Raw genomic sequence first — 14,438 nt, 5'->3', positions numbered from 1 at the left:
AGAACCTGCATCCCTGCACCGAATCGGTGCCAGCCCCCTGCCCTGTTTCGGTGATACGGGCGGAGCCTGCGTGGTTTTTTCTTGGGTTTGTCGTGGATTGGGTTAAGGTTTATCGGTATCCGCTGCGCTGGCGCCCCTAATCGGCGCAATATCTGCCTGGAGCGCCCCGCAACGTGGCAAAGCCTTAGCAAGGCCCATACCAGCGCCGGCACTTGAACCTTCCGCGCGTGCTATCACTCGAACTACCAACATTCATCGACAGGGAGACACCCATGGCCAGCAAATCGGCAAAGACTGCACAAGAGATATTGATGGCTGACTTCCAGGCACTGGTCCGCGACACCGAGAAGCTGCTGGCCGACACCGCCAACCTGGCCGGCGACCAGGCTGACGAATTGCGTGAACAGATCCACGAACGCCTGGCCCAGGCCCGCGAAAGCCTGCAGCTGACCCAGGACTCGGTGCGCGAGCGCGGCCAGGCAGCACTGGGCAGTGCCGAACAGTACGTGCAGGAAAAACCATGGCAGGCGATCGGCATTGCCGCTGGCGTCGGCCTGTTGATCGGCCTGCTGGCCAACCGGCGCTAAGGGGTTCCCATGGAGAACGACGCCAACGGCGCCAGCGCCTCGGGCAGGCGCCTGGGCGCTGCTGCCCTGGGGCTGCTGCACAGCCATATCGAACTGTTTGGCATCGAGTTGCAGGAGCAGAAGGGCCGCACCTTGAGCCTGCTGCTGTTCGCCGGCCTGGCCCTGGTATTCGCCCTGCTGCTGCTGACGGCGCTGTCCGGGCTGTTGCTGGTGTTGCTGTGGGACAGCTATCGCCTGGCCGGCATCATCGGTCTGTGCGTGTTCTACGGCATCGCCGCGCTGTATTGCGGCCTGCGCCTGAAGGCAGCGGTGTTCGACCAGTCGTCGCCCTTCGGCGCCACCCTCGAGGAACTTGCCAAGGACCGGGAGCGCCTGTTGCCATGAGCCTGCCAGAACTGCCAAACACCCGAAACCCGCGCGAACTGCGCAAGGCGCTGCTGCGCCTGCGCATGGAAATGCACCGCCAGGAAATCCGCCACGAGTCCGCGCAGTTGCTTGAGCCACTGCGCCGTGTGCGCGGCATGGGCAGCTCGCTGCACGACGGGCTGGGCATCAAGCATGCGCCGCTGTGGGGGATTGGCGCCGTGGTGGCGCTGGGTTTCCTCACCGGCAAGGGCGTGCGCAGCGGCAACCTGGCGCGGCTGTTGCGCCTGGGCACCAGCCTGCTGCCGCTGCTGCGCCTGTACCTGCAAGGCAGCCGCCGCCCCTGAGCGTTTTCCGTCGACTGCACCGGCCCTATCGCCGGCAAGCCGGCTCCCACCTCGACCGCATCGGCCTCAAGCCATGTGCAATCCCTGTGGGAGCCGGCTTGCCGGCGATAAGGCATTACAGGCTTACCCCTTGCGCTGCCCTTCCGGACACCGGAAGCTATACCCCTCGATCCACAGGAGACCGCGCCTTGGACTGGCACACCCTGCTCACCCGCGAACGCCTGGGCAAAGCCCTGTACAGCGCCGATGAACTCGGGCGCAGCCCCTTCCACAAGGACCACGACCGCATCATCTTCTCCGGTGCCTTCCGCCGCCTCGGGCGCAAGACCCAGGTGCACCCGGTTTCCAGCAACGACCATATCCACACACGCTTGACCCACTCGCTGGAAGTCAGCTGCGTCGGCCGCTCGCTGGGCATGCGCGTCGGCGAAACCCTGCGCGACAGCCTGCCGGACTGGTGCGCCCCCAGCGACCTGGGGATGATCGTGCAGTCGGCCTGCCTGGCCCATGACATCGGCAACCCACCGTTCGGCCACTCCGGCGAAGACGCCATCCGCCACTGGTTCCAGCAGGCCGCGGGGCGTGGCTGGCTGGACGACATGAGCGACGACGAGCGCGCCGACTTCCTCAACTTCGAAGGCAACGCCCAAGGCTTTCGCGTACTCACCCAGCTGGAGTACCACCAGTTCGACGGCGGTACCCGGCTGACCTATGCCACCCTCGGCACTTACCTGAAGTACCCGTGGAGCGCACGCCACGCCGACGCCCTGGGCTACAAGAAGCACAAGTTCGGCAGTTACCAGAGCGAACTGCCGCTGCTCGAACAGATCGCCCGCAAGCTCGGCCTGCCGCAACTGGAACACCAGCGCTGGGCGCGCCACCCGCTGGTATACCTGATGGAGGCTGCGGATGACATCTGCTACGCGCTGATCGACCTGGAAGACGGCCTGGAAATGGAGTTGCTGCAGTACGCCGAAGTCGAAGCGCTGCTGCTCGACCTGGTCGGCGATGACCTGCCGGAAACCTACCGCCAGCTCGGCCCAGGCGACTCCCGGCGGCGCAAGCTGGCGATCCTGCGTGGCAAGGCCATCGAGCACCTGACCAACGCTGCCGCCCGCGCCTTCGTCGAACAGCAGCAAGCCTTGCTGGCCGGCCAGCTGGCGGGCGACCTGGTCGAACACATGCACGGCCCGGCCAAGCGCTGCGTGCTGCAGGCCAAGGACATGGCACGCAACAAGATCTTCCAGGACAAGCGCAAGACCCTGCATGAGATCGGCGCCTACACCACGCTGGAGATTCTGCTGAACACCTTCTGCGGCGCCGCCCTCGAACAGCACGGCGGACGTACGCCGTCGTTCAAGAGCCGCCGGGTACTGGACCTTATCGGCAACAATGCCCCCGACCCACACGGCTCGCTGCACAGCGCCTTCCTGCGCATGATCGACTTCATCGCCGGGATGACCGACAGCTATGCCAGCGAAATGGCCCGGGAAATGACCGGGCGCTCCAGCCCGACCTGAGCCCTGCCGGTGCAGCCCGGGCATTGCCCGAAGCTGCACCGTGTATTGTGGGAAACTTCCTACATATACTGGCGACAAGTTAAACAGCACGAATAAAAATAAATGAAAAGTTACCAATCACGCTTTGACATCGAGTTAAACGCGCCTGTCTCGTAGCCCGTTTTGTTTTATCTTGTAAGCCATTTCCCATATAGGGCTAATAGCCCTTCCTCGCATGCCTGACGACTTCCAACTGCGATAAGGTGCCGCCTGTCACCCTCAATAGCCCGCTGGGAAGTTGAACATGCATTCCATATTTATCGTCGACGACCATCCCGTCATCCGCCTGGCCGTTCGTATGTTGCTGGAAAACCAGAATTACAAGGTTGTCGGCGAGTCGGACAACGGCGTTGACGCCATGCAGATGATTCGCGAAACCGCGCCCGACCTGGTCATCCTCGACATCAGCATCCCCAAGCTGGATGGGCTGGAGGTGCTTGCCCGGTTCCAGGCCATGGCCCTGCCCATGAAGGTGCTGGTACTGACCGCGCAGTCTCCCGCATTGTTTGCCGTACGCTGCATGCACTCGGGTGCTGCAGGCTACGTGTGCAAGCAGGAAGACCTGAGCGAACTGCTCAGTGCAATCAAGGCCGTGCTGGCCGGTTACAACTACTTCCCCAGCCAGGCAATCAAGCATAACCAGGCGACAGATGCCGACTTGCAACTTTTCCGCCAGGTAAATGACCGCGAACTGATGGTACTGCAACTATTCGCCCAAGGCCGCAGCAACAAGGAAATTGCCAAGGGCATGTTCCTCAGCAGCAAGACCGTCAGTACCTACAAGAAGCGCCTCATGCACAAACTTCAGGTCAATACGCTGGTCGACCTGATTGAAATGGCCAAACGCAACGCGCTGGTCTGAGGGTAGTCATGGCGCACCTTATCGTTCGCCTGCTGCTCACCCTGCTCCTGTTCAGCGGCGCGGCACAGGCTACCCATCACGAAGCTTCGTCCTATACCTTGCTGGCACGCTCATCGGCCAGGCCGGCACTGCCTGCCCTCACCAGCGAACAACGGCAATGGCTCGAAGGCCGTCAGGAACTGGTGCTGGGTACCTCGGCACCAGACTACCCGCCGTTCGACATCACCAGTGGGGGCCGCGACTACCAGGGCCTTACCGCCGAGTACGCGAGCCTGATCGGCAAGGCCCTGCAGTTGCCCGTGCGAGTGCTGCGCTTTACCAGCCGGCAAGCGGCGGTGGAGGCGCTCCGGCAGGGCGACATCGACCTGCTTGGCAGCTCCAATGGCTACGAAGCGGCCAGCGATGGCCTGGCCCTGTCGCACCCCTATGCCATCGACCAACCGGTGCTGGTAACGCGCGAGGACGAAAGCCGGGCGCTGGACATGGGCCTGGCCGGCATGCGCCTGGGCATGCTCTACCACTACCTGCCCCGGCAGGAGGTGAAAAGCGCCTACCCCAAGGCCGAGCTGCTGGCCTTCGGCTCGTCCAGCCAGGCCCTGAGTGCCGTGGCGTTCGGCCAGGCCGACGTGTTCATCGGCGATACCATTTCCACCCACTACCAGCTCAATCGCGGCCACCTGCCGCGCCTGCGCATGGCCAGTTTCGGCAAGCACGAAGCCATCGGCTTCGGTTTTGCCCTGCGCCACGAGGACAGGGTGCTGATGGAGATGGTGAACGCCACCCTGGACAGACAGACCTCGGCCATACGCGCCAGTATCTTCAAGCGCTGGAGCGCCGGTAGCGACCTGCTGCTGACCGACCGCAAGCTGCAACTGACCGACACCGAAGAACAATGGCTGAAGGACCACCCGGTGATGCGCGTGGCAATCGATGACACCGCTGCACCGGTCTCCTACTTCGATGGTTCGGGGCATTTTCGCGGCATCACCGCCGACCTGCTCGAGCTCCTTCGCCTGCGCACCGGTTTGCGTTTCGAAGTGCAGCGCGCCAGCGGCCTTGCCGACATGATTGCCCGCCTCAAGGATGGCCGCGCCGATGTCATCGCCGCACTGGCCACCGGCGGGGTGAACGAAGACGACCTGCAAATCAGCCAGCCCTACCTGGAAAGCGCCTATGTGCTGGTCAGCCGCAAGGACAAGCAACCCTTCACCTCGCTGGAACAGCTGCAGGGTCATCGCATCGCCATTACCCGCTACAGTGCCATGGACGCCATGCTGTCGCGGCACTATCCGCAAATCGGCTGGGTCGAGACCGAAAGTTCGTTCTATTCCATGGCGTTGCTCAACAGCGGTGCCGTCGATGCGGTGATCACCACCCTGATCGACGCCAACCACGCGCTGGCCGGCAACCCCGAACTGGTCATCAGGGCCACCGTCGGCAGCGAACCCGCCAACTTCGCCATGGCCACCAGTGCCCCGTCACAGGCGCTGGTGTCGATCCTCGACAAGGCGCTGCTGAGCATCTCGCCGGAAGAACTGGGGGTCATCAACAACCGCTGGCGCGGCTTCAGCCTGCACGAGGATGGCAACGACCAGGGCTACCGCCGGCTGGCGATACAGGTGGTACTGGGTACCGCCGTGCTGTTGCTGCTGGCCTTGCTATGGAACGCCCGCCTACGCCTGCAGATTCGCCAGCGGCAACGCGCCGAACGGGCGCTGAACGACCAGTTGGCGTTCATGCGCGCCCTGCTCAACGGCACGCCCCACCCCATGTACGTGCGTGACCGCGAGGGCCGCCTGCAAAGCTGCAACTACAGCTATCTGGAAGCCGTGCAAGCCCGCTCCGAAGAGGTCATCGGCAAGAACCTGGAGGGGAGCCTGTTCGCCGATTTCGAGCAGACCCGGCAGATCCATGCCGACTACCTGAAGGTGATGGCCGAAGGCTCGCCACTGATCATGGACCGGCCACTACGGATCCAGGGCCGGGAGATGACCATCTACCACTGGATCCTGCCGTACCGCGACTCACTGGGTGAGGTGCAAGGCATCATCGGTGGCTGGATCGACATCAGCGAGCGCCGCCATCTGGTCATGGAGCTGCGCCAGGCCAAGCAGCAGGCCGACGATGCGAACCGCGCCAAAAGCACGTTCCTGGCCACCATCAGCCACGAAATCCGCACCCCGATGAATGCGGTCATCGGCATGCTCGAACTGGCAGTCAAGCGTGCCGACCAAGGCCGGGTAGACCGTTGCGCGCTGGAGCTGGCCCACCACTCGGCCAAGGACCTGCTGGGCCTGATCGGCGATATCCTCGACATCGTGCGCATCGAGTCGGGGCACTTGTCCCTCGCCCCGGAGGCCGTCGACCTGGCGGCCCTGGTCGAATCGGTGGGGCGCATTTTCGAAGGCCAGGCGCGGCAGAAAGGCCTGGCCCTGGAGGTGATGATCGCACCGGCCGCACGCTGCCATGCCCTGCTCGACCCCCTGCGTTTCAAGCAGGTCCTGTCCAACCTGGTGAGCAACGCCATCAAGTTCACCGAGCATGGCCAGGTGCGCATCTGCGTCGGCCTGGTGGACGACGGCAGCACTACCCCCGCCGTGCTGGAGCTGGAAGTGCGCGACAGTGGCATCGGTATCCATGCCGACGACCTGCAACGCCTGTTCAACCCGTTCATCCAGGCCAACCCGCATAGCCAGAGCGCCCGCGCGGGTACCGGGCTGGGCCTGGCCATCTGTCGCAACCTGTGCGAAATGATGGGCGGCAGCCTGACCATCAAGAGCCTGGAGGATGTCGGCACCCAGGTGCGCCTGAAAATGCCGCTGCAGCGGGTTGACGCTGCGGCGCAGCCGGCCCCGCTGATAGAGAACCTAGACGTGCCCGACCCACGGCTGAACGTGCTGGTGATCGACGACCACCCGGCCAACCTGCAACTGATGGCACAGCAGCTTGGCTACCTGGGGCTGGAGCACACCAGCGCCCACGACGGTCGCGAAGGCCTGGCCACCTGGCGGGCGGGCGACTTCGATGTGCTGGTACTCGACTGCAACATGCCGCACATGAACGGCTACCAGCTGGCCACCGCCGTGCGTACCGAGGAACGCCATGGCAAGCGGCCGCGCTGCACCATTCTCGGCTACACCGCCAACGCACAGCCGGAGGTACGCCGAAAGTGCCTGAGCGCCGGCATGGACGACTGCCTGCTCAAGCCCATCAGCCTGGGCACGCTCAGCCAGCGCCTGGCCGGCATCCGCCCACGCCGCCAGCACAAACCGCGGCGCAAGCTGTACCACCTGGACGGCCTGGCCACAGTGGTCGGGCATGACCCGAACGACCGCCAGCGCTTCCTGCAGGCGTTGCAGCAGAGCCTGCAGGCCGACCTCGCCACCTTGATGGCATTGCATCCGCAGCACGACAGCGATGCCATTGCCGAACAGGCGCACAAGGTACTCAGCGCCGCGCGGATGCTGGAAGCCCCCGCGCTGATGAAGGCCTGCGAAGCCCTGGAGGCAAGCGGCTTGCCTCCCGACCAGTTACGCCTGCGGCGCCAGGCACTGGCGCGGCATATGTGCCGGGTAGAACGTGCCCTGGCCAAGGAACTGGCCACAGGCACCTGCACACAGGCAGGCAGCCAGGCGTGTTAACTGGTAGACTGCGCGGCGTTATTACCTAAGAGGATTGTTTCATGGCCACAAACCGCTCCCGTCGTCTGCGCAAGAAGCTGTGTGTCGACGAGTTTCAGGAATTGGGCTTCGAGCTGAACCTGGAATTCAAGGAAGATCTGGATGACCAGGCAATCGATGCTTTCCTCGACGCGTTCCTGGCAGAAGCCATGGACGCCAACGGCCTGGACTATGTAGGCGGTGACGATTTCGGCCTGGTGTGCTCGGTCAAACGTGGCTCGGTCAGCGAAGAACAGCGTGCAGCCGTTGAAGCCTGGCTCAAAGGCCGTAGCGAACTGACCAAGATCGAAGTCAGCCCGCTGCTGGACGCCTGGTACCCGGAAAAGCCGATCAACAAGGCCGAGTAATACCGGCCCGGCTCGATCGCTGAAAAGGCCACCCCAAGGGTAATGCCTGTCAGATAGCGTTAATGGGGCTGCTACGCAGCCCATCGCCGGCAAGCCAGCTCCCACAGGTATGCGCAGAACTCAGGAATTGCGCAATCCCTGTGGGAGCTGGCTTGCCGGCGATGGGCCGCAAAGCGGCCCCAATTACTAAACTGACAGGCATTACCCTCAGGGGTGGCCTTTTTTATTGGGGGTGCTTTTCCGTCGAACGTGGCGCATCGTCGCTGCGCTTGGGGCATAATGCGTATTCTTTCACCCTGGGGCCATCATCCCTTACAGCCCCAATGCCCTTTTCCCTCGCCGTAGGGTATTTATCGATCATGATCAAAACGCTTCGTCCCCTCGTTCTTGCCGGCCTGCTGTTGCCACTCGCCCTGCCCAGCCAGGCCGCCGCCGTCAACACCACGCTGCCTGCCAAGGTGCAGCAGGCCCTCAAGGCCAACAAGCTGCAGGATTCTGCCCTGTCGCTGGTGATGCTGCCGCTGGACGGCCCCGGCACACCGACCGTGTTCAATGCCGATGTCTCGGTCAACCCGGCCTCGACCATGAAACTGGTCACCACCTACGCCGCCCTCGAACTGCTCGGCCCGACCTTCCAGTGGAAAACCGAGTTCTACACCGATGGCACCCTGAGCAACGGTGTACTCAACGGCAACCTGTACCTCAAAGGTGGCGGCGACCCGAAACTGAACATGGAGAAGCTGTGGCTGCTGATGCGTGACCTGCGCGCCAATGGCGTGCGCACCATCACCGGCGACCTGGTGCTGGACCGCAGCCACTTCGTGCAGCCCAACCTGCCGCAGTTCAACGACGACGGCGGTGATGAGAACAAGCCGTTCCTGGTCAAGCCCGACTCGCTGCTGGTCAACCTCAAGGCCCTGCGCTTCGTGGCCCGCAACGATGGCGGCAAGGTCACCATCGCGGTCGAACCGCCGATTGCCAGTATCCGCATCGACAACCAGGTCAAGGCGGTTGCCTCCAAACAGTGCTCGGGTGATGTGCGCTACAACCCGGTGCAGCAGGCCGATGGCATCAGCGTAACGGTCAGCGGCCAGCTGGGTGACGGCTGCAACTCGCAGACCTACCTGTCGCTGCTCGACCACCAAACCTACGCCGCCGGTGCCGTGCGCGCGATCTGGAACGAGCTGGGTGGCAGCATCCAGGGTGGCGACCGCTTCGAGAACGTGCCCAAGGGCGCTCGCCTGCTGGCCCGCGCCTTCTCACCAGACCTGGTGGAAGTGATCCGCGACATCAACAAGTACAGCAACAACACCATGGCCCAGCAGCTGTTCCTGAGCCTTGGCGCGCAGTTCCGCACCGATGCCGACGGTGACGACGCCCGCGCCGCCCAGCGCGTGGTGCGCCAGTGGCTGGCGAAGAAGGGCATTACCGCGCCGCACCTGGTGATGGAAAACGGATCCGGCCTGTCGCGTGCCGAACGGGTCAGCACCCGGGAGATGGCCGCGATGCTGCAGGCCGCCTGGAAGAGCCCCTATGCCGCCGAGTTCATGAGCTCGATGCCGCTGGTGGGTATGGACGGCACCATGCGCAAGCGCCTGAAGCGTACCGCCATGACCGGCGAAGGGCACATCAAGACCGGCACGCTGAACACCGTGCGGGCAATTGCCGGCTTCAGCCGCGACAGCAACGGCCATACCTGGGCGGTGGCGGCGATCCTCAACGACCCGAAACCGTGGGGCGCCTCGCAGGTGCTCGACCAGGTGCTGCTGGACCTTTACCGTCAGCCGAAACTGGCCGGCAGCACAGCGGCCAACTGATAGGTATAGGTTGCCAGTACCGGCCTCTTCGCGGGCTTGCCCGCTCCCACAGGTATTGCACCAAGTTCAATAACGGTGCAGTACCTGTGGGAGCGGGCAAGCCCGCGAAGGGCCGGTACCGACAACCAAAAACGATCAGGCCAACTCCCCCTCCACCCGGTCCCGCCCGGCCTGCTTGGCCGCATACACGCCTGCATCAGCCCGCAACAGCAAGGCATCGGCCCCTTCCCCCGGTCGCCAGCCCGCCACACCAAAACTCGCGGTCACCCTGCCCACGCCTTCCACCGGCACATTGCGCACTCCTTGCCACAGCTCCAGCGCCAGCAGCCGCGCCTGCTCGGCATCGCTGCCCGGGCACAGCACCATGAATTCCTCGCCGCCCAGCCGGCAGAACACATCGGTACGCCGCAAACGCTGGCCGATACGCAGGCACAGGCTGCGCAGCACGCGGTCGCCGACGGCATGGCCGAAATGGTCGTTGATGCGCTTGAAGTGATCAATATCGAGCATGATCACCGCCAGTGCCTGGCCATCGCGCTGGGCCCGTTCCAGTTCGAGCTTGAGCCGCTCCTGGAAGTAACGGCGGTTATGGATGCCGGTCAGCGAATCGGTCACCGACAGCGCACGCAACTCTTCCTCCACGCCCTTGAGGTCGGAGATGTCGGTCAGGTAGCCATGCCACAAGGTGCAGCCCTGCTCGCCCACCTCCGGTGTCGCCTCGCCACGCACCCAGCGCAGCCCGGCACGCGGCAGGCAGACCCGGTATTCCTCGCGCCAGGGCGACAGGTGTTCGGCCGAGTAACGCACCGAGCGGCGCACGCGCTCCAGGTCATCCGGGTGGATGCGCTCGAACACCGCCGTTGCATCCTCGCGCAACTGCTGCAGGTCGACTTCGTAGATGTCGTACAGGCCCATGCTGGCGTACGGAAAACAGGAATGGCCGTTGCCATCCAGGCGGTACTGGTAGATGCCGCCCGGTACCTCGGCACTGAGCTTTTCCAGAAGGCGGTCACGCGCCGCCAGCGCCTCATGCACCCGACGCCGTTCAGTGACATCGATGCAGATCGCCAGGTAACCGATCCACAACCCCTGTTCATCGAGCATGGCGGTGACCAGCATGTTGGCCACCAGTTGGCTGCCATCGGCGCGCAGCAAGGTCCATTCCCCCGGCTCGGCGCCATGCTCCTGCACCGTTTCGGCGAACATGGCCTGGCCACCTTCAATCGGCCGGCCGTAACGCAGGCTCAAGGCATGGGCACGCAGGCTCAACTCCTCGGGCAGCACCAGGTCCTCCAGGCGCAGCTGGCCGATCGCCTCGCTGGCGGGGTAACCGAGCATGCGCTCGGCGCCGGCGTTGAAGGTGCTGACCACGCCCTTGAGGTTGGTGGCGATGATCGCCACCTGGGTTGCTGCATCCAGCACGCTGCGCAGCTGGTTGTGGGTGCCCCGCAGGGATTGCTCGCTGACCCGCAGCTCGGCGGTGCGCTGCTCGACCAGGGCCAAGGCGCGCTGGCGCTGGCTGAACAAGCTGTAGAGCAAGACACTGAGCAGCAGGCTCAACAAGCCGCCCAGCAGGCTCACCGCCAGCACCGCGGAGGAACGGTTGGCACGCACGAAGGCCAGGCTCGGCCGGATACTCAGCTGGAAGTGGTGGTCAGCCAGGTGCAACAGCTGGTTGGTGGCCAGCGGCAGGGGTGCGACCGGGTTCTGCGAATCGAACATCACCTCGGGGCCATGCAGCCCGGTGGGGTCGACGATACGCACCACCAGGTTATCGTCTGCCGAAACCGGGCGCCCGTCACTGACCAGCTCACGCATGCTCAGCAAGGCCATCACATAGCCCACTGCCGCGCCGTGGGGGTTGGCATCGGAAAACACCGGCGCCACCATCAGCAGGCCACGCGCATCCGAGCTGGTATCGAACATGGGCAGTGGCTCGGACACCGCCATGCTGCCCGGTCCCAGCGCCCGCGCCAGTGCCGCCAGGGGCACTTCCTGGCCGGCGAGGTCCAGCCCATAGGGCAACCCGGGCAATTCACCCGACTGGGTATAGAGCACCGGGAAGTAATGGTCGCGCTGGGGGGATGGCCGCCACTGGCCTTGCTCATCCTGGTCGCGGATCACATAGCCCGGGCCGGAATGCGCACTGGCCTGGCGCTCGAACTCGGCGCGTTGCGCGGCTTCGACACGCGGCGCCCAGGCGTAGGCCAGGGTCCGCTGCAGCAATGGCCTGGCGTAGCCGTCGAACTCGTGTGGGGTGATTTCGTTGGAAAAGCTGAAAAACCGCCGCAGCCCGTCCAGGCGCTGCTGCTGTTCGTCAAACCGCTCGGCGATACGGCTGAAACGCTCGCTGGCCAGCAGCTCGAAGCGCTGGCGCAGCTGCTGCTTGTAGAAGGTTTGCGTGGCTAACGCCAGGACGGCCGTCAACAGGCCGCCCACGACCAGGGCGACCAGAGCCACCGCCCAGGCGGACACCGCCTCTGTGCACAGGCCAAGCAACCGCGCACGCACGCCACCCTTTGACATACACCCATCTCGTCACGTCAGCGTCCTGCGGATTATCTTGCCCTGCCCTCAGTTATAGCTATTGGCCATTAGCCGCGCAATGTACCTCGTCGCCTCAACGAAGCTGCAGACGCCAGGCGCGATGGATACGGTTATTGCGGGCGAAGTCCGGGTCCAGGGTCTGGGCCGTGATTTCCTCCACCGCGTAACGCGCCATCAGGTGCTCGTCCAGCTGGAACTTGCGGAAGTTGTTGGAGAAATACAGCACGCCACCCGGCGCCAGGCGGGCCATGGCCAGGTCCAGCAGCTGCACGTGGTCACGCTGCACGTCGAACACGCCTTCCATGCGCTTGGAGTTGGAGAAGGTCGGCGGGTCGATGAAGATCAGGTCGTAGCTGTCGCGGTTGCCTTCCAGCCAGGCCATCACATCGCCCTGCTCCAGGCGGTTGCGCTCGGAGAAGCCATTGAGCGCCAGGTTGCGCCGCGCCCAGTCCAGGTAGGTTTTCGACAGGTCGACGCTGGTGGTGCTGCGCGCCCCGCCCTTGGCCGCATGCGCGGTGGCCGTGGCGGTGTAGCAGAACAGGTTGAGGAAGCGCTTGCCGGCTGCTTCGCGCTGGATGCGCATGCGCATCGGGCGATGGTCGAGGAACAGGCCGGTGTCGAGGTAGTCGGTGAGGTTGACCAGCAGCTTGACGCCGCCTTCGTTCACTTCCTGGAAGCGGCCTTCGGTTGCCTGGCGCTCGTACTGGCGCGTGCCGCTCTGCCGCTCGCGACGCTTGAGCACCACACGCTGCGGCGAAATGCCCAGGGCCTGCGGGATGGCTGCCAGCGCGTCGAGCAGGCGTGCCTGGGCCTTGTCCGGGTCGACCGAACGTGGCGCGGCGTATTCCTGCACGTGCACCCAATCCTGGTACAGGTCGACCGCCAGGGCGTACTCGGGCATGTCGGCATCGTACAGGCGGTAGCAATCGACCTGCTCGCGGCGGGCCCACTTGCCCAGTTGCCTGAGGTTTTTCTGCAGGCGGTTGGCGAACATCTGCGCCCCTTCCGACAGGCGCGCCGGCTCGCTGGCCGGTGCTGCCTGCTGGCGGCTTTCCGCGCCTTCAGGCTGCGCTTCGCGGCGCTCGCCGGTAACGAACTGGTCGGGCTGCACCTTGAACAGCAGCAGCTTGCACGGCAAGGCGCCGTTCCAGAACGCGTACTGCTTGTGGCTGCGAATGCCCATGCGCTTGCCCAGCTGCGGCGCGCCAGTGAATACCGCCGCCTCCCAGCCCATGCAGGCCTGGCGCAGGCGCTCGCCGAGGTTCTGGTAGAGGTACAGCAGGCTGGCTTCGTCACCCAGGCGCTCGCCATAGGGCGGGTTGCTGATGACCAGGCCTTTCTGGTTCTGGTCCGGGCGCGGCTCGAAGGTGCTGACTTCGCCCTGGTAGATCTTCACCCAGTCGCCCAGGCCGGCACGCTCGACGTTGTTGCGGCCTGGCTGGATCAGCCGCGGGTCGGCCTCGTAGCCACGGATCCACAGTGGTGGCCTGGCCAGGCCGGCCTGTGCCCGCGCCTGCGCCTCGTCATGCACCTTGCGCCACAGCGCCGGTACATGGCCGAGCCAGGCACTGAAGCCCCAGCGTTCACGCTTGAGGTTGGGCGCGATATCGGCGGCGATCATCGCCGCTTCGACCAGGAAGGTACCCACACCGCACATCGGGTCGGCCAGCGCGCCACCTTCGGCGGCAATGCGCGGCCAGCCGGCGCGGATCAGCACCGCCGCCGCCAGGTTTTCCTTCAGCGGCGCGGCACCTTGCTGCAGGCGGTAGCCACGCTGGTGCAGGCTGTGCCCGGAAAGGTCGAGGGAGAGAATGGCTTCGCCACGGTCCAGGCGCAGGTGCACGCGCACATCAGGGTCGATCTTTTCCACCGACGGGCGCAGGCCTTCGCGGTTGCGCAGCTTGTCGACGATCGCGTCCTTGACCTTCAGCGCACCGAAGTGAGTGTTGTCGATGCCCGAGCCATGGCCGCTGAACTCCACCGCCAGGGTGCCGTCGGCTGCCAGGTGATCGGCCCAGTCGACCGCGTGCACGCCGTCGTAGAGGTCGTCGGCGTTCTTCATGGAGAAGCGCTTGAGTACCAGCAGCACCCGGTTGGCCAGACGTGACCACAGGCACAGGCGGTAGGCGGTTTCCATGTCGGCGGCGCCGCGAATGGCCGAGGTGTGCTCGCGCACGTCATCCAGGCCGAGGCCCCGCGCCTCTTCGGCAAGCAGGCCTTCCAGGCCTTTAGGGCAGGTGAGGTAAAGTTCGAAACGGTCCGACATGAGTAATCCAGCGCCTTGGGCTATTTGACTGACGGGGCGACGCATCGCCCCGCGATGTTTGCC

Annotated in this window: 10 protein-coding genes; 8 read left to right on the top strand and 2 right to left on the bottom strand. The window is 64.6% G+C overall.

The genetic code is table 11. The features are described from left to right. The first annotated feature begins 272 nt into the window (after positions 1–272). From CAG34_RS09135 to dacB, 8 genes are all read left to right on the top strand, one after another. Positions 273–587, top strand: coding sequence for a YqjD family protein (locus CAG34_RS09135; protein WP_075044200.1), 315 nt, complete (start codon positions 273–275; stop codon positions 585–587). 9 nt (positions 588–596) lie between these two features. Next, entirely contained in the window at positions 597–971 is a 375-nt protein-coding gene (locus CAG34_RS09130) for a phage holin family protein (protein WP_085589401.1), read from the top strand. After that, the gene (locus CAG34_RS09125; RefSeq protein ID WP_013971682.1) at positions 968–1,297 is read left to right on the top strand and encodes a hypothetical protein; all 330 of its coding nucleotides are present in this window, start codon (positions 968–970) and stop codon (positions 1,295–1,297) included. Before CAG34_RS09130 ends, CAG34_RS09125 begins: the two co-directional genes overlap by 4 nt. A gap of 188 nt (positions 1,298–1,485) precedes the next feature. Continuing rightward, positions 1,486–2,817 carry a deoxyguanosinetriphosphate triphosphohydrolase gene (locus CAG34_RS09120; protein WP_013971681.1) on the top strand — a complete coding sequence of 444 codons (1,332 nt, stop codon included), beginning with the start codon at positions 1,486–1,488 and terminating at the stop codon, positions 2,815–2,817. A 283-nt stretch (positions 2,818–3,100) separates the two neighbouring features. Further along, the gene (locus CAG34_RS09115; RefSeq protein WP_085589399.1) at positions 3,101–3,718 is read left to right on the top strand and encodes a response regulator transcription factor; all 618 of its coding nucleotides are present in this window, start codon (positions 3,101–3,103) and stop codon (positions 3,716–3,718) included. An 8-nt stretch (positions 3,719–3,726) separates the two neighbouring features. Further along, positions 3,727–7,359, top strand: a complete 3,633-nt coding sequence (locus tag CAG34_RS09110) for an ATP-binding protein (RefSeq protein ID WP_085589397.1) — start codon at positions 3,727–3,729, stop codon at positions 7,357–7,359. Positions 7,360–7,400: 41 nt separating this feature from the next. Next, positions 7,401–7,745, top strand: coding sequence for a YggL family protein (locus CAG34_RS09105; RefSeq protein WP_004376110.1), 345 nt, complete (start codon positions 7,401–7,403; stop codon positions 7,743–7,745). 359 nt (positions 7,746–8,104) lie between these two features. Beyond that, positions 8,105–9,562 carry a D-alanyl-D-alanine carboxypeptidase/D-alanyl-D-alanine-endopeptidase gene (dacB, locus tag CAG34_RS09100; RefSeq protein ID WP_025338294.1) on the top strand — a complete coding sequence of 486 codons (1,458 nt, stop codon included), beginning with the start codon at positions 8,105–8,107 and terminating at the stop codon, positions 9,560–9,562. A gap of 135 nt (positions 9,563–9,697) precedes the next feature. On the opposite strand, the gene CAG34_RS09095 is transcribed toward dacB, so the two are convergent. Beyond that, the gene (locus CAG34_RS09095; RefSeq protein ID WP_085589395.1) at positions 9,698–12,088 is read right to left on the bottom strand and encodes a diguanylate cyclase; all 2,391 of its coding nucleotides are present in this window, start codon (positions 12,086–12,088) and stop codon (positions 9,698–9,700) included. Positions 12,089–12,182: 94 nt separating this feature from the next. Then, entirely contained in the window at positions 12,183–14,375 is a 2,193-nt protein-coding gene (gene rlmKL, locus CAG34_RS09090) for a bifunctional 23S rRNA (guanine(2069)-N(7))-methyltransferase RlmK/23S rRNA (guanine(2445)-N(2))-methyltransferase RlmL (RefSeq protein ID WP_085589393.1), read from the bottom strand. Positions 14,376–14,438: the final 63 nt, after the last annotated feature.

It is taken from the genome of Pseudomonas sp. B14(2017) (assembly GCF_002113255.1).
Taxonomy (GTDB): Bacteria; Pseudomonadota; Gammaproteobacteria; order Pseudomonadales; family Pseudomonadaceae; genus Aquipseudomonas; species Aquipseudomonas putida_Z.
This window is presented reverse-complemented; position numbering and strand designations above follow the sequence as displayed.